The following is a 21004-nucleotide window of genomic DNA, read 5'->3' as shown; positions in this document are numbered from 1 at the left end:
GCTCTGGCCAGGCTCGAGCATGCTCGTTGTGTCCCGCGCGCTTGTGATCACCGCCCTGGTCGGGGTGATCGTCGCGTGCGTGGGTGCGCTGCTCTCAGCTGGGGCGCCCACCCGCGAGGCGGCGGTCGAGGCCATGGCCGCGCGCTCGCTCGACGAGCTCGGCCTGCTCGCGGGCGTCGCCGACGACGAGGGTGAGCTGCTGCGCGAGGAGCCCCTCGGGGTCGAGGTCATCTCCGACGGTGGGCCGCTGTGGGCTGTCGACAGCGTCGAGCGGGCGGTCGGTGCCAGCCCCTACTTCGCGCTGGCCAACAGCCCCCACCTGCTCCGGACCGAGATCATCGACGAGCGCGGGGCGATCGCCTTGCAGCTGCACTTGTGGCGAGGGGGCTGGGAGCTGCGCGAGCCCGAGCCCCTCCGCGCTCGGGTCGCGCCGTGGGCCGCGGTCGTCGCGGGGCTGTTCGGCGCCGCGCTGGCGCTGTTCACACGGAGGCTGAGCGTGGGCATCGCGGGCGCGGGGGCGCTCGCGCAGCTGGGCCTGGCCCTCGATCCTCTCCCGCGCCATCTGTTTCCGCCCCGCGGCCTGCTCGACGCCTGGGCCAACGGCCCGCTGTTCGGCCGCCTGGTCCCGATGATCCGGCAGATGAGCTCACTTCAGCTCGGCATCGTCGCGGCCGCGCTCGCGGCTTCGCTGGTCCTGGTCGCCTTCGATCATCGCCGAACTCGGGGTCGAGACGGCGACGTCGGCCTGGGTCCGGCCTCGCTCGCGGCGCTGCTCGGGACCCTCGGCGCGCTCGCGTGGGTCGAGGCCGCGAGCCGCGGATCGCTGTTCGCGGCCTGCGACCTGCGCGTCGGCGCGTACTTTGGCTGGCTGGCGCTCGCGGGCTTGCTCGTCGCGTGGCTGCCTGCGCTACACCTCGCCCGTGAGGCCTGGCGTGCAAAAAATTGAGCGGGGCGTGTCGAGCTTTCTGACTCGGATCCTGGCGCTGGTGCTGGCGCTGGGCGGGGCGGCCTGCGGTGACGACCGTGGCCAGGACCCCGCGCGCGAGGTCGCCGTGCGTGCGCCCAAGCTCGCGCCCGTGTCGAAGGTCGAGAGCACCGACGCGTGGCAGGACTTGATCGCCCAGCGGCCCAGCGCGGTCGTGATCCGCGAGGGGCGGGTGTGGATCGACCTCGGTCACCCGAGCGCGCACAAGCACCTCCAGCTGGCCGCGGCCGGCTCACCGTGGCGCCTGGCCCAGGACGTCGATGAGCGCCGCGCGGCGCTGCTCGTCGGCCACGGCGGCGCGCTCGACATCCCCCTCGACGGCCCGCTGTCGCCTGCGCTCAACCCCGACACGCCCTACACGCCCCCGCCCGGCGAGCCGATGCCCGAGGATCCGCCGCCGCCGACCACCGGCCTAGCGATGGCCATCACCCTGCGCGCGCTGGCCCCGGATCAGTCGGTCACCGTGCTGTGGGAGGAGCGACCGCTGGCCAACCTGCGCGTCGGCGAGGAGTGGGAGCGGCGGACCCTGTCCTTGCCCAACGATCTGGTCGTCAGCGGTGACAACCGCCTGCGCCTGCACTTTCGCAACGTCGCGCCCCTGACCCCGCCCGGCGAGGCGCCGCTCCCCGCAGGGCCCAGCGCAGACGACCCGATGTTGGTCTCGGCCGCGATCGAGAGCGTCGAGGTCGGGACCCTCGACACGATCCGCGCCGGCCCGCCGCGGGCGACCGCTGGCAACGACTACGAGATTCGCTCGCTCGGCGACGAGGTCGAGTTCGAGGTCCCGGCCAACCGGAGCCTGGTCTACTACCTGATCCCGCCGCGCCGGGCTCGGCTCCGGGTCGAGCTGTCCGGGCGCGGGAGCCTCGAGGTGCTAGCGAGCACCGACGCCGACCACCGCCTCGGTCGGGCCCCGGCCGAGCTGCTCCAGCAGCCCCTGCGTGCGGCGGGCGGCAGCGCCAGCGTCGATCTGTCGGGTTACGGCGAGATCCCGACGCGGCTCGAGATCCGCGTCCGAAGCACCCGCGGTCCCGAGCCCGGTCAGGGCTCGGGCCAGCCCGCCGAGGGCCCCCCCGGCGGCGCCCTGTTCGAGGCCCTCGACATCGTCGCGCACCGCTCGATGCCCGTCGACCGTCGAGATCGGAGCCCGCGAGACGTCTACGTGCTCGCGCTCGAGGGCGTCCGCCCCGACGATCTCTTTGACGGCGCGCTCGGGGCGATCCCCAAGAGCCCGAGCTACCCCTCGGTCGCGCGCTTTTTGGCCGACGCGCTCGTGTTCGAGCGGGCCTACGCGCTCGGGGCCGCGGCCGTCCCGAGCCACGCCGGGCTGCTCACGAGCGTGGTTCCCCCGGGCCACCTGACCGTGCGCGGGACCTTCGTCGCCGAGGGCCAAAGCACGCTCGCCGAGATCCTCGATCGCGCCGGGTATTTCAACTCGGGCGTCAGCGCGAACTCCTACATCTCCAACGAGCGCGGCCTGACCCAGGGCTTCGCCGATCACAAGATCCTCGTGCGCAGCAACACCCGTGGCAACGACGCCCAGAAGGTCGTGCTCGCGATGCTCGACGAGATCGCTCAGCGTCCGAGCCCGCGCTTCATCTACGCGGTGCTCAACGACGCCCAGGCGCCCTACGACCCCCCCAGCGAGGTCCTGGCCGATGTCACGCCGCCTGAGGACGCGCCCGCGCAGCACCGCACGCACATGTGGGTCGGGCGCGTGCGGACGCAGAAGATCGAGCCCGATCGCGCCCAGCTCGAGTACGTGCGGCGGCTGTATCGGGGCGAGCTGCAGGTCATCGATCAGGCGCTCGGGTTGCTGCTCGACAGCCTCGCCGAGCGCGAGGAGCTCGACGAGGCCGTGATCGTGCTCGTCGGCGTCCACGGCGAGGAATTCCTCGAGCACGGCAGCGCGGGCCACGGGCGGACGCTCTACGAGGAGAGCATTCACGTCCCGCTGGCCATTCGCGCGCCGAAGCTGCTCGCGCCCGGTCGCGTCGAGGCGCCGATCGACCTGCTCGATCTGGCGCCGACCCTGACCGACCTGCTCGGCGTCGAGTATGCCCCGCGCTGGCAGGGCGAGAGCCTCGTCCCGCTGATCGACGATCCCCAGCCGCCGCCCCGACTGGTCGTGTCCTACCTCGGCGACGGCAGCCGGGCGGCGATCGTCGGCGAGTACAAGTTCGTGCTCGGCCCGGGCCGGGGACGTGAGTCCCAGCACTTCTTCAATCTGGCCGCCGACCCGGGCGAGCTCTCCGATCAGATCGAAAACGGCGGCGTGGCCCTGCGTATGGTGCGAACAGCGCTCGCGTGGGAGCTGCCCGAGCAACCCCAGTGGAGCCGCGCGCGCTGGGGAACGGGGGCCGACCTCGAGCCCGCCTTCGCGCTCGACCATGGGCTGTGATAGGAACCGCCCCCATGTCCGAGACTCAGGCTTTGCTCGACGAGGTCAAGAAGCTGTCCGCCGCCCTCGACGCGGCGGGGCTCAAGGCGCTCGAGGATCACAACGATAAAAAGGTTCGCAAGGCCGCGCGCAAGGCCATCCATGTCTTGCGCAGCAAGGGCGTGGCGATCCCCGAGCAGGCTCGGAGCTGGGCCGAGGCCAGCGTGCAGTCGATGCGTCGCCACGCCGGGCCGATCGCGATGCTCGACATGGCGGCGTCGCCCGCCGTGACGCGCCTGACCTTGAGCTTGCCCGACGACAACGACGGCGCGGTGCTGTTCGTCGGGTTCGTCGATCCTGGCGATCGTCTGCTGAACTTCCAGGTCTATTATCAGACCGACGGGCAGCAAAGCCGGACCAGCCGCGACTGGCTCCGCGACGCCGACGGTCGCGCGATCCCGGCCACGTGGGTTGCGAGCCGAATGCTGTGGGCCCGCGAGCACACCCACCGCAGCAACTTCCAGGTCCCGCCCGCGATCGATGAGCGGCTCCCGACGCTGACCGAGTTCTTGGGTCAGAGCCCGAGCGAGCGCCCGCAGCCGACCTTCCTCGACGAGGCGCTCGCCGACGTCGAGCCCGCGAGCTCGGACCTCGGCGAGATCCTGATGACGAGCGCCGTCCACACCTGGCCGCTGCTGTTCGACGGCAACGAGCTGTTCGAGCGCCTCGGCAACAAGATGGAGGGCCTCGAGCCCGCGGAGATCACCACCGAAGACCGGCTCACGCACATCATGGAGGCGAGCAAGGGCGACGAGGCCCTGCGCACGGGGCTGCGGGGGCCGCTGGCCAACGCCCTCGATGACGCCGCCGCGGTCTTGTTCCTCGACGGCTCGCTGGCCGAGGCCCGCCGCGTCCGCAAGCTCGCCGTCGACATGCGAGAGGCCGACGCGCCCGAGTCGGTCGACGGTGTCGTGAACCTGGTCCAGCTCCAGCTGACCTCGGCCGCCATGCAGCAGATGCGCGAGCAGGGCGGCCTCGGTGGTCACGACCACGACGACGAGAAGGGCTGATTCACCGCGCGCGGATTCGCGTGCCCAGATCCAGGGCTTCGCGGCGTGACCCTCTCGTTCATCGATGAGGCTGGGTCGCGGCCGCAGGCCCGCGTCTTGGCGGCGAGAAGGCGATCGACGGCGCGCAGCTACGCCTCGCAGGCGCGCCTGCGCATGTCGAGGAACTCGTCGCCGAGCATGAACGCGAGCAGTGACTGCGCGACCCCAGACCGGTTGATCCTCGCCTTCAGCGAGCCCCCCGCGACGCCGTCGAGCAGGCACGCGGCCCCGAGCACGCCGCCCGGGTCTCCGGTCATCAAGGCCGCGAGGCGCAGGTCGCTGGCCAGGGTCGTGCCCGCGGTCGCGGACGGCGCGAACGCGTAGCCCGAGAGGCTCTCACACACGCGCTCGAGGACCTTGCGGTTGCGGCGGGGCAGGTGCTTGCCGAGCTGGGCGCTGAGGTCCTGGAGCCGGCGGGGATCGGGGTCGGCCGTGATCGCGTTGAACACCCGCACGGTCTCGAAGCTGGTCGCGAGCAGGAGGTCCATCTCGATTGGCGGCAGCGCGCGCACGAGCCCGGCCGACCACGCCTGGCGGGCGAGGGCGATCGCCGCGAGCCCGCGCCACGACTGAGGGTCGCCCTGCATCCACAAGTTGGCCCCGATGCGCAGGGTCGGGGTCCCGGTCGGGATCAGCACGCAGGCGTTGTGGGTCTCGCCGGCGGCGAGCAGCGGGCGAGGCAGGCCGACGAGGGTCGACCACTGGGTCACGAGGGTCTCGAAGCTGCGCGTGTCGGTGCTCGAGGGCAGCGGCACGGTGTCGCTGGCGGCGAGGACCGAGAACTCGTTGGTCAGGCGCGCGAGCACGGGGTCGACGGCGATCAGGAGCTCATGGAGCTCGGGGAGCTCGTTGGCCGCGAGCAGACGCTCGCGCTGCTCGTTGTCTTGCAGGACCCGGGCGAGGCCGTTGCGGGTCGCCGCGCGCAGGTGCTCGCGGGGCGCCACGCCCGAGCCTGGATCGATGGCGAAGGCGACGGCCTCGGCGATGCCAGCGAGCTCGGGGCGGTGCTCCTGGGCGATCTGCGTGAGCAGGTTGAGGTCGCGCAGCGACAGCGCCGCGCGGGTGATCTTCGAGATCATCGCGCCGCGGATCGACGGCAGGTAGTCGGCGACGCGCTCGCGCTGGCCGCTGCGCTCGAGCAGCTGGGTCAGGAGCGCGACGCCCTCGCGATGACCGGGGTTGATGCGGACGGCTCGCTCGGCCGCGGCGAGGGCCTCGGGGAGGTGGCCCTCGCCGACCGCGAGCAGCCGCGCCTGACGCAGGTGGATGTCGTGGAGCTTGCCGCGATCGCGCTCGCGCGAGCGGAGGCGATCGAGGAGGTGGGCGGCCTCGACCCGCTGGGAGCTGCGCTCGAGCAGGTCGGCCATCAGCGTGACCGCGCGCGCGTCGTTGGGCCGCGCGTCGAGGACCACGCGGGCGTGGGCGAGCGCGCGCTGGAGGTGGTTCGGGTCCGAGCCGAGCGAGGCGGCCAGGCCCATGCGCAGATCGATCGCCGAGGGCTCGCCGGGCCCGTAGAGCTCGAGCAGGCGCTCGGTCGTCTCGGCGGCCTCGGCGTCGCGCCCGAGCTGGCGATGACAGCGGACCAGCTCGTGGAGCGCCTGCTTGCCGTCGGGCCGGGCCTCGACGGCGGCCTCGAGGTAGCGGACCGCGACGTCGAGCTCGACGTTGTGCTCGGCGAGCAGCAGCGCGAGATCGTAGCGGGTGTCGGGGTCGCGCACGCGCGGGAACACGGTCGTGAGCAGCGCGAGCGCGGGCTGGGGGTCGGCGAGCTGGTTGGTGAGCCCGCGGGCGAGGCCGAGCGCGTCGCGGTGACCCGGGTCGCGATCGAGGATCCCGGTGAGGATCGCGATGGCGGTCGCGGCCTCGGCCGGGTCACCGGAGGCGCCCGCGCGGACGGCCGCGTCTCGGGCCTCGGCCATGAGGTTGTGAAGCGAGACCGTCGGGGCCTCGCTGGCGGCCTGGGGGATCGCGCTTTGGCGGGCCTGCTCGAGGCGGTCGAAGCCGAGCTGGGCCGGGGTGAGGCCGGGCATCGCATCGATCGCGGCCTGGTAGGCGCGCCGGGCCGGATCGACCGCGCCCGCGCGCTCGAGCAGCTCGGCGCTCTCGAGGTAGAAGATCGCTCGCTCGGCGTCGGACTGGGCTCGGACGGCCCGGGCGCTGACCGCCTGCATCGCCGGCAGCGGGGACTTCGGCTCGGACAGCAGGCGCTCGAGGTGGCGGACCGCGTAGGGGTTGCCGGGGTCGGCGTGGAGGGCGTCGAGGATCGCGGTCGCGGCCAGCTGTCGGTCTTCGGCGACGCGCTCGGGCGGCGGCGGCTCACCCTTGCCGTCGGGCCCGGCCCGGCCCTCGTCGAGGAGCAGCTCGGCGGCCTCGACCAGCAAGGTCGCGCGGAAGTGGGTGTCGTCGCTGGCGCGGGCGGTCTGGAGGTAGATCGAGGGCAGGGTCTGGCGATCGTCGATGAAGCGCAGCAAGGTCTCGAACTCGCGGCGCACGACCGGGTCGCTCGGGGCCCGCTGGAGGGCCTGCTCGTAGGCGCGGCGGGCCTCCTGCGCGGCCGCGGATTGGTTGCGCAGCTTGGTCCCGGGGCGCGTGGCCCGGAGCCGCGCGAGCTGGGTCAAGAGCGCGGCCTCGGCCGGGCCCTCGGCGTGCTCGGCGAGCGCGGCGACGAGGCGCATGAGGTTGGCGTGGTCGTGATGGGCGACGAGCAGGCGACGCGAGCGCTCGGCCGCGAGGCCGTGGTCGGGCTGCGCGGCGAGGGCCGCTCGGTAGTGCTGAAGCGCCGCGTCGAGGCGCGCCGCGGCCTCCTCGCGGCCGCGCTTGTCGGCCCCCTGCGCGGCCTGGCGCGCGAGCGCCTCGGCCAGCAGCCCGAGCCGGTAGTGGTAGTCGGCCAGGAGCGGGATCGGCTCGGGCAGATCCTGGGCGCGGAGCAGATCGTAGGCCTCTTCGATCCGGTTGTTGACGGTCAGCAGCTGCATGAGCAGCTCGCGGGCCGGGTACAGGTCGGGGTTGGTCTTGTACGCCCGCCACAGATACTCGATCGCGCGATCGTGATCTTGGAGCTCGTCGAGGCACACGCGCGCGGCCTTGAGCGCGAGTATGGCCGGGTCGGTGACCGAGTCGACCTCGGGCTCGTGGAGCCCGAGCAGCGAGTCGAGATCGAGGTTGTCGCGATAGAGCCGGCCGAGGGCCCGCAGCGCCGGGGTGTAGCCGGGGGTCAGGCGCAGGGCTCGCTCGTAGGCGTCGCGGGCGGCGTCGCGGCGCTTGAGCTGGAGCTCGAGGGCCTCGCCGAGCTCGACGAGGACCGAGGTCCGCGACACGTCGTCGTCGAGGCGCTCGACGAGGTGCTGGAGGGTGGTCACGAGGACCGGGGTCCGATGCTCGGCCCGGCACAGCGCGGCCAGCTGAAACAGCGACAGGAGGTCGTCGGGATCGATGCGCGTGACCTCCTCGAGGGTCGCGATCGCGAGGTCGACGTCCTCGAGCTCGTGCTGGGCCATGGCCGCGACCCGGCGCAGGGCCGCGAGGCGCTCGGGGCCATCTTCGGTCTCGTCGGCCTGGCGCTGGAGGTTGGCCACGGCCTGGGGCCAGCGGCGCATCTTCTCGTAGACGCGCCCGAGCGCCCGCAGACACGAGGGGTTGTCGGGGTCTTCCGCGACCGCGAGCTCGTAGACCTCGGCCGCGCGGGGAAGATCGTGGCGGAGGTTCTCGTGGACGGCGCCGAGGTGGAGCAAGGTCGCGGCCCGGCCGGGGCCCGAGGCCACGGTCCGGGCCCACTCGTCGAGGTGCACGACGAGGCCCGAGTGATCGCCCATGTACTCGAGCAGCTCGGCGAGCGCGTGACGGACCCAGCGGTGCTCGGGCAGGTGGACCAGGCAAAAGCGCAGATCCGACTCGAGCGTGCGGACGAGCTCCTTGCGATCCTCGGACAGCTTGGGCAGCCCGGTGATCGTGTCGGCGGGATCGGGGCTCTCGTCGACGACCCGGCGGAGGTTGTCGCGGCGGATCCGGGCCATCTGCTCGCGGACCAGCGCTTGCTCGCGGGGGGCGTCGAGGGTCCGCGCGACGCGGTCGAGGACGTGGAGGTTGGCGGGCAGGCCGTCGGCGTCGCCCGAGGCCACGCGCTGCTCGATGTAGAGCGCGACCTCCGACAGCGGCGCGAGCATGTCGGAGCCGTCGGGGATCCGCGGCTCGCGGGCGGCGAGCTCGCGGACGAGGTGGTCGACGGGCTCGCGCGAGTCGGCCAGGGTCAAGAACGCGAGGTGCAGCGCGGTGCTGGCCGAGAGCGGATCCTCGGCGATGTCGGCGAGGTGGCGGTAGAGGTGACCGAGGCGGACCGCGTCGCCGGTCGCCGAGACCAGGCGGATCAGCCGGCGCAGGGCGGTCTCTTCGTAGGGGTCGGTGTCGTGGGCCTCCTGGACCAGGAGCAGGCGCAGCTCCTTGGCCTGCTCGTCGTCGTCGAGGTCGGCGGCGCCCTCGGTCAGGTCGGCGAGCTCGAGCAGGAGCGAGACCTTCTCGCGCGGGCTCTTGCACAGCTTGACCCGGCGACGCACGAGCTCGAGGGCGACCTCACGATCGTTGATGAGCGCCGCGGCCTCGCTGGCCAGCATCAGGGCCTCGCGGTGCTCGGGCTGGCACGCGAGCGCCTTACGGTAGGCCTCGAGGGCGCGCTTGCGGTTGCCCATCGACTCCTCGCACAGCATGCCGAATTCAACCCACGACGCGGCGCGCTCGTCGGGGTCGGCCTGCTCGTCGGAGCCCATGCGCTCGAGCTCGGCGAGCTCTTCGGCGACGGAGTCGTCGCTCCCGGTCCGGAGGTCGAGCAGCGTCCGGGCGATCGCGCTGCCGCTGTTGCGCAGGAGCAGCTGGCCCTCCTCGCGCCGACCGAGGCGATCGACCAGGATCCGGCCGGCCTCGGCCATCAGCGCGGCGCCCATGACCGGATCGTCGACCTGGCTGCTCTCTTCGGCCAGCTCTTCGGCGAGGGTCTGCCAGGCGTCGGCCGTGCCCGTCGGCATCGAGGTCGAGAGCAGGCTCGAGTGGAGGCCGGAGTGGACGCCCCACAGCAGCGAGGGGCTGTCGATCAGCGCGGGAGGGCGCTGCTCGCCCCCTTCGCCGCGCTCGACCTGATCGATGAGATCCGAGAGATCGAGGGCGCCGCTGAAGTCCTCGCTCGGCCCGGCCGTTGGCGCGCCCGCGGGCCGGGTCGTGAACATGTCCCCGCGCAGCTCGAGGTCTTCGCGTCGGCGGCTCACAGCAGCTCCTCCAGCTCGCCGTCGTGGTCGAGCGCGACCTGGTAGCCGAGCGAGCGGCGCAGGCCGAGGTGATCGTCACTGAGCAGGTAGCCGAGCAGCGCGGTCGCGCGCTCCTCGACCAGGACCTTGCGCTCTTGGCCGTCGAGGAGGCGCGCGAGCGCGGGCCTGGGATCGGCCGAGGCGACGACCCCCGCGCGATCCTGGGCCATGGCCATGGCCTCGAGCATGCGGCCCAGATCGAAGGTGTCGGTCGACTGGGCGAAGCTGCGCGCGGCCTGGACGAGATCGCCGCGGGTGGCCGCGTCGGGCAGCGACTTGACGACCCAGTCGGCCAGGGTCCGATCGATGGTCGGGACGTCGCCGCGGCTCGAGGCGAAGGCCTCTTCGGGCAGCTCGATCTCGAGCGAGCGACACAGGCCCATGAGCAGCCCGAGCAGGCGCGGCCCGGCCTCGTCGGCGTGGAGGTAGTCGCCGCCGGTCGCGAGGCGCATGACGGCGCGACCGAGGAGATCGCGCGAGCGCGGCGCGAAGGGGGTGCTGTTGATCTTGCGCCCGACGATCAGCGCGGGGGAGTTGCCGAGGTGCGCGACCACGGTGTCGTGCTGGTCGGGGTCGACGAAGACCAGCGGCTGCGAGATGCCGAGGGCGTCAGCGAGCGCGCGCGCGACCATCACGACCCCCGAGTTGCCCGGCAGGCTGCGCCCGCGGACGATGTCGATCGGGGGCGGCGGGGCGCCGGGCAGCTCGCTGAGCAAGAACACGCCCTCGTGGAGGAGGTCGAGGGCGTGGGAGCAGGGCAGGTCGCCGACGAGCAGATCGAGGGGCTTGCCGTCCTGGGCCGCGGGCAGGGGCCACGGCTCGGCCTGGAGCGCGTCGCAGGTCGACCACCGGGCGTGGTTGTCGTGCTCGAGGTCGGTGACCTCGAGGATCGCCGTCGACAGATACACGCCGTCGACGTCGCCGAACATCTCGAACAGCTCGCGGAGGCCGCGGACGGGGGCGTGGTCGATGCCCCAGTCCTTCAATGCCCCGAATTTGCTGCGCACGCCCTCGGCCCGGAGCCACGCGCGATGGTGGGCGACGCCGGCCAGGAGCGTCGCCTTGGCCTCTTCGCGGCGCTCGAGCTTGAGCAGCGCGCGGTGGAGTTCGCGGAGCACGTCGAGATCGGTGGGCTCGAGCAGGAGCAGCTCGCGCATGAGATCGACGGCGACGTCGGGCTGCCCGAGCGGTCCCCGGTGGATGTCGGCCAGGGCCCGGAGGCTGCGGACGCGCTGCTTGCTGTCGCCGAGCTCGACGAGGAGCTGGAGGGCCTCGACGCGCTGATCGAGGACCCCGTAGTCGGCCGCGATCCGATCGGCCGAGAGCAGGGCGTGGCGGGGGTGGAAGCCGCCGCGGCCGGCCGCGAGGTAGTGCTCGATCGCGGCCGGTGCATCGCCCGCGCGCTCCTGAGCGTCGCCGGCGAAGTAGTGCAGGGCGGCCGCGCGCTCGGGCGAGAGCTCGCGCTGGAGCGCGCGCTCGAGCTCGGCGACGACCTCGGGCCAGCGCTCGAGCCGGGCGTAGCCCTGGGCGAGGTCGGCGTGGATGCCCGGATCTTCGCGGTAGCGCTCGAGGCCCTGCTCGAGCAGGTCGACGGCGGCCTCGGGCCCGTCGGTGTGGGCGGCGAGGCGCGCGACCTCGCGGATCGCTGGCGGCGTGAGGGCGTCGCGGGCGGCGAGGGCGGCGATGCGTTTCTCGAGCAAGATCTGGAGCACGGGCGCGCCCTTGGTCCCGTGGGCGTTGCGTGTGCGCTCGAGCCCGCGAAACGCGAGGTCGTCGGCGGGATCGAGGGACAGGGCCCGGGCGAACAGGCCCCACGCGCGCTGGTTGTGGGTGTTGAGCTCGGCCGTGCGCAGCGAGATCGTCCCGGCCCGGCACAGCGCGCGGACCTTGTGAGCGGGGACCCGGAGCTCATCGGCGACGAGCTCGAGGGTCGCGATGGTCCCGTTGATCTGGTCCGCGCCGCCGAGGCGCTCGAGCACCCGGGCCTTGCAGTGCAGCGCGGGCAGGTAGTCCGGGCGGCTGGCGAGGGCTTGCTGGACCCGCTCGAGCGCGCCGCTGAGGTCGCCGCGTCGCTCGTGGAGCTCGGCGGCGATCGTCGCGAACGCGGCCTGCTCGATGTCGTGCTCGGCGGCCGCCCGGGCCCGCTGGAGGTCCTCGGAGCGACCCACGTAGGTGCTCTGACGGGTCCGCTTGACCCGGAGCCGGCCGTGGCGGGCGAGCACGTGGCTGGGGTTGCGGTCGAGGATCTTGGCGTAGCCGGCGTCGGCGAGGTCGAGGTTGCCGGCCGCCTCCTCCGCGCGCGCGGCCCGGTAGCGGTAGGCGAGGAGGCCGGGATCGTCGGCGTCGAGCTGCTCGGCGAACTGGTCGGCCGCGGCTGTCAGCGCGCCCGCGGCACGCGAGGGACGGCGGGCCCGGAACGAGGCCCGGGCGAGGCGCAGCTGGGTCACGAAGTCTTCGGGCCGGGCCTCGGCGACCGCGCCCAGATACTGAATTGCGACGACGGCCTTGGGCGTGAGCTCGGCCAGCTGCAGGGCCAGCGCGCGGCGGTCGTCGGCGCCGCGCTCGGTCGTGAGCCCGGCCTCGGCGAAGGCCTGGAGATCGCGGCTGCGGCCGAGCTGCTCGTACAGACGCAGGAGCAGGGCGCGGGCGACCCCGAGCTGGGGCCAGAGCTCGAGCGCGCGAACGAGCTCGCGCACGGCGCCCTCGGGATCGCCGATGTAGTTGGCGCGGACGTTGGCCGAGCGGTGCAGGAGCAGGGCGCGGGTCCGCGGGCCCTGGACCGCGCCGACGTGCTGGTCGAGGAGCCGGACCAGCTCGGGCCAGCGGTTGAGCCGGGTCGCGAGGTTCTCGGCCGCGTGGAGGGCAGGGAGGTGCCGAGGCCAGCGCTCGAGCAGGGCCTCGAGCTCGGCGAGCGCGTCCTCGGAGCGATCGAGGCGGGTCGCGAGGATGCTGGCGATCTCGAGCCGGAGCGAGACCTGGCGGCCGCGGTCGGTCGCGTAGAGCAGTCGCTTGCGCAGCAGCGCCAGGAGGCGATCCCAGTCGCGGTCGCCGCGGAGCAGCTCCTCGAGGCTGGTCATCCCGGCCTGGTGATCGTCGACCTGGGCGAGGGCGAGCTCGAAGCACTCGCGGGCCTTGTCGCGATCGGCGAGCTCGAGGGCGAGCTCGCCGGCCCGGTGCAGGAGCTTGGCCTGGCGGACCGGGCTGAAGGTCAGGCGGATCTCCTGCTCGGTGACCTTGAGCAGCTCCTTGGTCCGACCCGCGCGGGCCAGGAGCCGCGCGAGCCGCTGGAGCGAGGGCATGTGCTCGGGCACCTCTTTGAGCAGCGCGACCAGGTATTTGATAGCGAGCTTGTCGTCGTGCCCGTTGCTGTGGAGCTGGCCGAGGACCGAGAGCAGGAAGACCTTGCGTGCCGGTGACTTCGCTGCGCGCAGCTCGGCCTCGTAGAACTCGGCGAGGTCTTCGGGCCGGCCCATTTGGTGGAGCACGCGCTCGAGCCGGTCGCGGGTCGGGCGGTAGCCCGGGGCGATCTGCGAGGCCTCTTCGTAGAGCCTGCGCGCGCCCTCGAGCTCGCCGAGGCGCTCCTCGAGCACCTGGCCGGCGCGGAGGTGGGCCTGGGCGGTCTCGGCCTTGGTCAGCCCGGCGTTGGCGGCGGTCGCCGACTGCAGGGTCAGGAGCTCGAGCAGCTGGGCCCACAGGCCGTTGGAGATCAGGTAGCGCGCGGTGTCCTCGACCGCGGGGAGGTGGGCCGGGAACAGGCGCAGGGCCTTGCGCATGGCGGCGAGGCCCTCGTTGACCCGGTCGAGGCGGATCATCGCGAGGCGGCCGACGCGGTAGAACAGCTCGGCGCGGGCGCCCGGGTCGCCGTCGCTGATCGCCCGGAGCTGGCCGAGGCAGGCCAGGACCGCGATCTCGTAGCGGCTCGAGCTCATCGCTAGCTCCTCGAGGTTGCGCCACAATGAGAAGTTGTCGGGCTGGGCCTCGGCGGCCGCGAGCAGCAGCGCCGCCGCGGCCGGCCGCTCGCGCTGGTCGTGGAGGACCAGGCTCGCCCGGGCCAGGGGCATCGCCCGGGTCTGGGGGGTGCGAGCCTCGGCCTCGGCCTCGAGCGCGCGCAGCATCAAGGCGACGTCGCCGGACAGCTCCGCGACCCGGAACAGATCGCTGATCAGCCCGAGGTGGCCGGGGATCAGCTCGAGCGCGTGCAGGAGCATGTCGGCCGCGAGGTGGAGGTCGCCGCCGTGGCGGGCCTCGAGCAGGGCGAGGTCGTGGAGCAGCCCCGCGGCCGCGCCGCTGTCTTCGAGGACCTCGAGCTGGCTCTCGAGGTTGGCGATCGTCCCGAACACGTCGCCGCGGGCGAGCGACACCCGCTCGACCGAGCGCAGGACCGCGAGGTCGCGGGGCGTGGCCCGCAAGGCGGCCTCGTGGCATTGCTGGGCGGCCTTGAGGTCGCGGAAGTATCGCTCGACGAGCTGCCCGCGCTCGCGGTAGAGGGCGGCGGCCTCGCGTGGGTGGCGGGTCGCACGGATCTCTTGGTCGAGGTAGGTGACGGCGTTGCGGACGTCGTTGCGGTCGCCGTAGATGCGGTAGAGCAGGCGCATGGCCGGGCGCAGCTCCGGGACCATGGCCAGCGCGGCGCGGAGCTGCTCGATCGCCCGGTCTTCATCGTCGCGCTCGAGCGACCAGCGGGCGACGGTGAACGCGAGCACCGCTCGGAGCTCGCGCTGGTCCTCGCCGGTCTGGGCCAGAGCCTGCGCGACGGCGTTGAGGGGCAGCGACAACGCGGGGCTGTTCACGACGGGCCTCCGTCTCGCCCACGCAAGGCCCCACTCGAGAGCGTGCTGGGCGGGCCGAGCATTCGCGTGGGATTGTACACGTTTGACGCAGGACGCGGAGCCCGTCGCGCTCGACCTTTCACTTGGTGAGCGCTGCTACGTAGTCGTTCAGGTGGTAGCGAGTGGGTTCGCGACCGCGCGCGAGGGCCCGGCCCGCGAGCAGCTCGAGGATCTGCTCGAGGGTCTCGAATCGCCCGGTGAGGCTATAAAACTGGTCCTCGGGCACGGGGGCCGCCTCCGCGAGGCGCTCGGCGATCCACTCGTGATCGGGAGGATCCCCGTCCGGATCCCCGTCTTCGTTCTGTTTGCGCAGGTGGTAGACGGCATCGAGGGCCGCGCCGTGAGGGAGGCGGGGATCGCCGGGATCGGGCGAGCCCGAGAAGATCGCCTCATAGGCGACGTCGACCGGGGAGAAGTGAACGAACTGCGGCGCGAGCAGAAGGCGCAGGCGTCGGGGCTCGCTGCCGTCCCCGATCCAGGTCCCGCCGATCTCACGCCGGACCAGCTCCCCGAACCACGCCCCGGCTCCAGCCGCCACGAGCGAGATGATCGGCTCGCGGTCCTCGTCGCGTAGGAGCCCGAGGTAGTGGTCCACGAAGGCCAGCGCGGTCGTGCCGTGCTCGTCACGCAGCTCGAGGTCGAGGGCCCGGCGCAGCTGGTCGCGGAAGCCGTCGACGAGCTGGTTGACGAGGGCCTGGGACGGCGCGGGTTCGGGGGCCGCGCTCGGGTCGGGGGGGTTGTCCTTGAGTCCGCTCATGTAGGTTCGGGCCGTCAGTCTAGCAGGACGTCGGAGGTGTCCTCCCAGTCCCCTGTCATCACCACCTTTACACTGAGAATGACCGGGGGCTATCGTGCGGCCGTGAGCAGGGTTTTCGGCGCGAGCTGGGCCGTCGAGGTCACGTATGCCTGTCGCTGCGGCGTCCACTATCGGGCGACCCGGTGGCGTTGGATCGACCGCGACGCGATGGCCGACGAGGCCGAGCGAGCCCACCGAGAGGGGCCGCTGCGCGGGGTGTGTCCGAGCTGCGGGGCGCCGGCCGCGAGCCGCGTCGACTGGCTCGAGCTCGAGCCGTCGCGTGAGCGGGCGCTGCTCGTGCTCGGCGGTCAGCAGCGCCACGCGCTCGTCGAGATCTTGCGTGATCACCTCGACGCCGTGGCCCGCCGTGTCGCGGCGGGCGATCACGACAGCGCCCAGCCCTGGCTCCTGCGTCCCTTGTGGCGCTTCGACGACGCGGCTCCGGGCGTCGCGCACGTCGAGGCTGCCAGCGAAGACACCGAAGACACCGCGCGTCGCCAGTTGCCGGCTCGGGCCGCGAACGAGCCGCAGGCGCCCAACACTGGCGTGCCCAAGGCGGTCGGCGCCAGCGCGTGGGGCTCGCAGGGGACCGCGCCAGAGGGCGAGGCGCCCCACACCTATCTGGCGGTCCTGCTCATGGAGCCGTCGGCGGCGCCCGACGACGATGAGGAGCTCGTCACGATCGGCCTCGACGTCGACGAGGCCGGGCACGCGCTGTGGGGCCAGGCGGCGCTCGCGGTCCGGCCGATCCACCTGCGCAGCCATGGCTACCCGCTGATCGGCGTGCGCCTGGTCGCGTCCTACGTCGGGCGCATGGCGCTGATCGACGGGATCGTCGATGTCGGCAGCGAGCAGGCCGGCGAGGTGTTCGCGTCGCTGTCCCGAAGGTTCCGCGTCCAGCTGATCCTGCGCGGGAGCTCGGGGACCTCGCCGATCCGCCGCGAGGTCTCGGCCCAGGCGCTCGAGCGCAACGCCGCCTTGTGTCTCGAGTCAGCCCGGGCCGCGCTCGCGCGCAGCGAGTATCCCCGCGAGGCCTTCGTCGCGGCGCTCGAGCACCTGCGCGAGACCCCGATCAGTGATCGCTTGCGCAGCGCCGAGCACAGCCTGGTCGCGGGCGCGTACCGGCACCTGATCTCCCCGCGCGAGACCACGGTCGCGCTCGACCAGCTCGAGTCCGCGTCCGACAAGCGCAACCTCGCCCACTTGCTCGAGGTCGACGGCCTGTCCGTCGACGAGTACGAGGCGATCCGGCGCCGCGTGCTGCTCGGCTCGGTCGAGCACGGCCTGTGCGCGCCGCGGCGGTTCTGGCGGCGGATCATCGCCTCCGGTCTCGCCGAAGATTTTGACGACTACGCGACCAAGCTGGCGCACGCGCGGGCGCTCGCAGACCAAGACGGTGACGACCTCGACACCGAGCAGCGCGCGGCGGCCTGGGCTCGGATCGCCGAGCTGTGCGATCTCAAGCAGCTCGAGTACCCGGTCGAGCTGGCGCGCAAGCTCGGCGTCGAGGCGAGCGACCGACCCCGTCGCCGGGGCCGCTCGGAGTCGAGCCGCCAGCGGGCCGAAGCAAACCGCAGCCGCAGCGCGGCCGGCGAGATCAACGCCCGCGACACTGGCGTCGGTAGCGCCGCCAGCGTTCGAGACCAGCTGCGCGACCCTCAGCTGCGCCTGCGGGTGGCGACGGCCTCGCTCGCGAATGGGGGCTCGGCCGAGGCGATCGAGGCCGTGTTCGAGGCCCTCGAGGAATTCGACGAGGAAGAGCTGCTGGCGATCATGCCGAGTCTGGCCGAGCTCGGGACCCAGGCGGTCCCCGGCATCCACGCCAAGCTTGACTCGCCGCGCCAGCAGGTCCGTCAAGCCGCCGCGATCTTGCTCGGTATCGCTCGTGACGGGTCGAGCATCGTGCCCTTGCTTCGCCGCCTCGCCCGCGAAGAGACCCGGGTGTGGTTCGATGTCGCCCGGGCGATCGGCGCCCTCGGGACCTCGGCGCTCGAACGTCTATGCGCGCTCAGCCGCCAGAGCGCGCGCGGCGAGCAGTTCCCGATCGAGCATCGCGAGCTCATCGCCCGGGTTGGCCGCGCGATGGCAGAGGTGGTCATCGCCGAGGGCGGCCCGGACAGCATCGCCCGGGACGCCGTCGAGGCCCTGTCTCAGTCAACCGAGACAGACATCTCTATCGCTGCGGGGCGGGCTCTTGCTACACTCCACGACGTCAGCGTAGCTGGCGCTCAGATCCGCGGCGAGCGATCGCTGCCGGACGCAACTCAGCTTCGCGGCTTCGCGCGTCGAGCCTACGAAGCCATCCTCGTCCCCGAACTCGACATCCTCGACGAAGAAGTCGAGGCAGAATTTCTCTAATGCGTTACGGCATCTTCAGCGACACCCATGCCAACCTCCCCGCCCTCGACGCGGTGATGCGGGGCTTCGACGCTGAGAACGTCGACGCGCTGATCTGCCTGGGGGACACCGTCGGCTACGGTTCGCAGCCCAACGAGTGCTGCGAGATCGTGCGCAAGAACGCCAAGTTCACGATCCTCGGCAACCATGACGCCGCGGTCGCGGGGCGGATGGACTACAGCTACTACTACGACGCGGCCCGCGAGGCCCTCGACTACCACAGCCGTGTGCTCACCGAAGAGAACATGGACTGGCTGCGGGGCCTGCCCTACATCGAGAAAGACGAGGCGACCCACTTCTGTCACGGGTCCCCGGTCGAGCTCGAGGAGTTCGAGTACATCTTCAGCGTCGAGCAGGCCGCGACCTGCATCCCGATCTGGGAGCGCCTCGGCCAGGCCACCTTCATCGGCCACTCGCACCTGTGCAAGGCCTTCGCGGTCAGCCGCGAGCGGGTGTTCGAGGTCGTGACCCGCGAGTTCGAGGTCCGGACCGAGTATCGCTACGTGATCAGCGTCGGCAGCGTCGGCCAGCCCCGCGATCACGACCCCCGCGCCAGCTACACGATCTACGACAGCGCGAACCATCGCTTCGAGTTCAAGCGGGTCGAGTACGACGTGGCCGAGTCGGCCCGGCGGATCTACGACATCGGTCAGCTCAGCGACAGCTTCGGCGCCCGCCTGTTCGCCGGGGTCTAGCACCCCCGCAGGCGTCAGCGACTTTGCCACGCACGGCCGCTGCGCGGGCGGGCGGTCAGTCGCTGCGCTCGTTTCGACCCCGCGGGCGTCAGCGACTCTGCCACGCATGGCCGGTCGCTCGGTCGCCGCTTCAGGGACAGCTCGCGTCCTCGCGAGTCTCGCTACCGGTCTCGAGGGCCAGCGCAACGGCGAGGCGCAGGGGCAGGGGGATCTCGCTCGAGGGGGCGGCCCGGCGGGCGAGGGCGATGTCGATCGCCCTGTCGACCTGACCTGCCTCGCTATCCGATCGGTGACGCTCGGGGGCTCGGCCCCATCGCTGCAGATCCACTCCGCGGACGGCGACGACGGCCTCGCCGCGGCTGCTGTTGATCATGGACGCGACGACGTTGGAGGCGAGCAGCGGAGCGCGGCCGCCGAGGACCGCGAGGGCGTGGGCCCCGGTCTCGGGGTCGATGTGGGTGAGCAGACGCCAGCGCGCCGGGGCGGGCCCGGTCAGCCCTTCGCTGCGCTCGATCCGGATCGCCGCGCTCGGCAGGTGATCGCTGGCCCACCGATGGATCGCCCACTCGACGCTCCAGCGCGAGCGCGAGCCCAGGTCGCTCGTGCGCCGACGGAGATCGGCGAGCAGCGACGACCAGCCAGCCGGCGGTCCGCTGGCTGCGCGCGGGGGGTTGTGGTTCGAGGCGTTCACGGCCAGAAGGGAGCAACACATCCTCCACGGGACACATGGGTTCCCGTGGTCTTTTGGCCACTTGGCGTGACCGGTTGCTGGCTGCCTCGGCGAGCCCCGGTGGTGGGCCTCGCGCGATGGCTCGAGCTCGCCTCCGTCATAGACGAGGCGGCCCGTCGGGCTGACTCTACCACTCGTGACTTGGCTCGCCACGGCAAAATCGAAGCTCGCACCCCCTCAGACCAGCGATTGGGGCATTTTGGGCCCATGCGCGGCTGCACAGGCTGTTTCGCTGCGCGCGCCTCATCCACGCTCGGCGCAGATCCCCGTCGCTGGGCTCACCTTTGGCCGGCGAGGGGGTCGAGTCGCTGGTCGGTTCGCTTCTATGCTCCGAGCGAGCGATGCCTCGGTACGAGAACGACGAGCGCTTCTGGGAGATCGAGCGCGAGGGCCGACGGCTTCGCATTCGTTCCGGACGCATCGGCGAACCCGGCGAGCAGATCATCCGCAGCGAGCATTTCGAGGCCGAGGCGATGCGCGAGTTCGATGAGCGCATCGCCGCCAAGATCGAGCAGGGCTTTCGCCCGGTCGAGCAGCCGCGCGAGGAGATCGCTGCGGTCGAGCCCAAGCTCGCCAACGCGGTCATCGACGCCCTCGATCCCCTCGACCTCGCGCAGCCGGGCGGGCCCGAGCGCCTGCGCACGGCCTGGTCGGTACTCGGTGACTGGCTCTCGTCCCGCGGCGATGTCCGTGGCGAGCTGATCGTCATCGACGAGACCCTCGCCTACGTCGACGGGCCCGGACGCGCGCGCCTCTACGACAGTCGCAACCGCCTGCTGACCCGGTGGATCCCGCGGTGGTTTGGGGAGTACGGCAAGCTCGACGGTCCCGATCGCCCGATCAACTTCGCCTGGGATCACGGCTTCATCGCCGCCGCGCGGGTTGGGACCGAGCCCAATCGGCTCGATCTCTCGCGCTGGCGCCTCGGCCTGCGCGACCTGGTCCCGGTCCTCGACACCGTGCTCTCGCACCCGCTCGCGCTGCCGATGCAGCAGCTGCGCATCGCCGAGCTCGATCCACGCTCGCGTCGCGACCTCGCCCGGGCGCTGCCGCTGCTTCAGCTCTCGCCTCGCCGCGCGCTGATCCGCCTGGAACTCGGCGGGATCTCGCGCGGCCGCTGGGTCCGAGACGAGACCGGCAACCTTCGCCAGCAGGTGGATCTGGTCAAGATCGGATCGCTGGCACCGCTCGCGCTGGCCAACATGTGGGCGCCGCGGCTCGCGGCGCTGCGGATCGTCGGCAGTGAGCTGCGGGTGTTCCCCCCGCTGCCGCAGCTGAAGGTGCTCGAGTTGCAGGTGCCGCTCCTCGACGAGGAGCTCCGCCGCTGGATCATCGAGGCGCCGTGGCCCTCGCTCGAGCGGCTGTGGATCCGCTGCACCAACAACCAAGATCCCTGGGCGAGCGGCGATGAGCCCAACCTCGACGCGGCGCTGGAGATCCTGACCGAGACCACGCGCCTGCGCGAGCTCGGACTCCAGGGCCGGACCGCGCTCGAGCGGGTGCTCGAGTTCGCCCGCGCGAGCCCGCTGGTGCTCGCCGAGCTGCGTCTGTTCGATCTTGGCGACGGCGCCGTCGACTCGCTGATCGAGGCCCACGACCACTTCGACGGGGTCGGGCGCGTGGTCCTCGAGGATACCCAGATCGGTGGGCGGTGGTCCGAGCTCCGGCGCCGCTACGGGGCGAGGATTCAGCGCTGCGACGAGACCTTCGGCGTGGTCGGTCAGCGCGACGGCAACGACCTGCGCGAGTCCATCTTCGACGCCCCCGGATGGAAGGCCGGGGGGTAGGGGGG

Annotated in this window: 10 protein-coding genes; 6 read left to right on the top strand and 4 right to left on the bottom strand. The window is 72.4% G+C overall.

Annotated elements, in window-relative coordinates; translation table 11 throughout:
- The first annotated feature begins 28 nt into the window (after window positions 1-28).
- Genes ENSA5_RS27360 through ENSA5_RS27350 form a run of 3 tightly spaced genes read left to right on the top strand, consistent with a single transcriptional unit; the run spans window position 29 to window position 4435 of the window.
- A complete protein-coding gene (locus tag ENSA5_RS27360) occupies window positions 29-946 on the top strand; it encodes a hypothetical protein (RefSeq protein WP_146156177.1) in 918 nt (305 codons plus the stop codon).
- A gap of 7 nt (window positions 947-953) precedes the next feature.
- Window positions 954-3386, top strand: a complete 2433-nt coding sequence (locus ENSA5_RS27355) for a sulfatase (protein ID WP_106394635.1) — start codon at window positions 954-956, stop codon at window positions 3384-3386.
- 14 nt (window positions 3387-3400) lie between these two features.
- Entirely contained in the window at window positions 3401-4435 is a 1035-nt protein-coding gene (locus ENSA5_RS27350; protein WP_106394634.1) for a hypothetical protein, read from the top strand.
- A 128-nt stretch (window positions 4436-4563) separates the two neighbouring features.
- Here the strand turns inward: ENSA5_RS27350 and ENSA5_RS27345 are convergent, their stop codons facing one another.
- The 3 genes from ENSA5_RS27345 to ENSA5_RS27335 all read right to left on the bottom strand — a co-directional run bounded on the left by ENSA5_RS27345 (window position 4564) and on the right by ENSA5_RS27335 (window position 15351).
- Window positions 4564-9726, bottom strand: a complete 5163-nt coding sequence (locus tag ENSA5_RS27345; protein WP_106394633.1) for a tetratricopeptide repeat protein — start codon at window positions 9724-9726, stop codon at window positions 4564-4566.
- Window positions 9723-14555, bottom strand: coding sequence for a tetratricopeptide repeat protein (locus ENSA5_RS27340; RefSeq protein WP_106394632.1), 4833 nt, complete (start codon window positions 14553-14555; stop codon window positions 9723-9725). Before ENSA5_RS27340 ends, ENSA5_RS27345 begins: the two co-directional genes overlap by 4 nt.
- A 118-nt stretch (window positions 14556-14673) precedes the next feature.
- Window positions 14674-15351: a hypothetical protein gene (locus ENSA5_RS27335; RefSeq protein WP_106394631.1), complete on the bottom strand. Its 678-nt coding sequence runs from the start codon at window positions 15349-15351 to the stop codon at window positions 14674-14676.
- A gap of 102 nt (window positions 15352-15453) precedes the next feature.
- On the opposite strand from ENSA5_RS27335, the gene ENSA5_RS27330 reads away from it, so the two are divergent.
- Window positions 15454-17748, top strand: coding sequence for a hypothetical protein (locus ENSA5_RS27330; protein WP_146156176.1), 2295 nt, complete (start codon window positions 15454-15456; stop codon window positions 17746-17748).
- Window positions 17748-18482, top strand: coding sequence for a metallophosphoesterase family protein (locus tag ENSA5_RS27325; protein WP_106394629.1), 735 nt, complete (start codon window positions 17748-17750; stop codon window positions 18480-18482). The genes ENSA5_RS27330 and ENSA5_RS27325 overlap by 1 nt, the downstream gene beginning before the upstream one ends.
- A 130-nt stretch (window positions 18483-18612) precedes the next feature.
- On the opposite strand, the gene ENSA5_RS27320 is transcribed toward ENSA5_RS27325, so the two are convergent.
- Complete coding sequence (locus ENSA5_RS27320) at window positions 18613-19173, bottom strand: hypothetical protein (protein WP_106394628.1); 561 nt, start codon at window positions 19171-19173, stop codon at window positions 18613-18615.
- Window positions 19174-19553: 380 nt separating this feature from the next.
- On the opposite strand from ENSA5_RS27320, the gene ENSA5_RS27315 reads away from it, so the two are divergent.
- Window positions 19554-20999, top strand: a complete 1446-nt coding sequence (locus ENSA5_RS27315) for a WGR domain-containing protein (protein ID WP_106394627.1) — start codon at window positions 19554-19556, stop codon at window positions 20997-20999.
- Window positions 21000-21004: the final 5 nt, after the last annotated feature.

It is taken from the genome of Enhygromyxa salina (assembly GCF_002994615.1).
Taxonomy (GTDB): Bacteria; Myxococcota_A; Polyangia; order Nannocystales; family Nannocystaceae; genus Plesiocystis; species Plesiocystis salina_A.
The sequence above is the reverse complement of the archived record's forward strand: the minus strand, read 5'-3'. Positions and strand labels throughout refer to the sequence as shown.

What these genes read in the sequence shown, in the direction of transcription:
- ENSA5_RS27350 (WP_106394634.1), top strand. Translation starts at nt 3,401, where the DNA reads ATGTCCGAGACTCAGGCTTTGCTCGACGAGGTCAAGAAGCTGTCCGCC.
- ENSA5_RS27325 (WP_106394629.1), top strand. Translation starts at nt 17,748, where the DNA reads ATGCGTTACGGCATCTTCAGCGACACCCATGCCAACCTCCCCGCCCTC.
- ENSA5_RS27315 (WP_106394627.1), top strand. Translation starts at nt 19,554, where the DNA reads ATGCCTCGGTACGAGAACGACGAGCGCTTCTGGGAGATCGAGCGCGAG.
- ENSA5_RS27335 (WP_106394631.1), bottom strand. Translation starts at nt 15,351, where the DNA reads ATGAGCGGACTCAAGGACAACCCCCCCGACCCGAGCGCGGCCCCCGAA.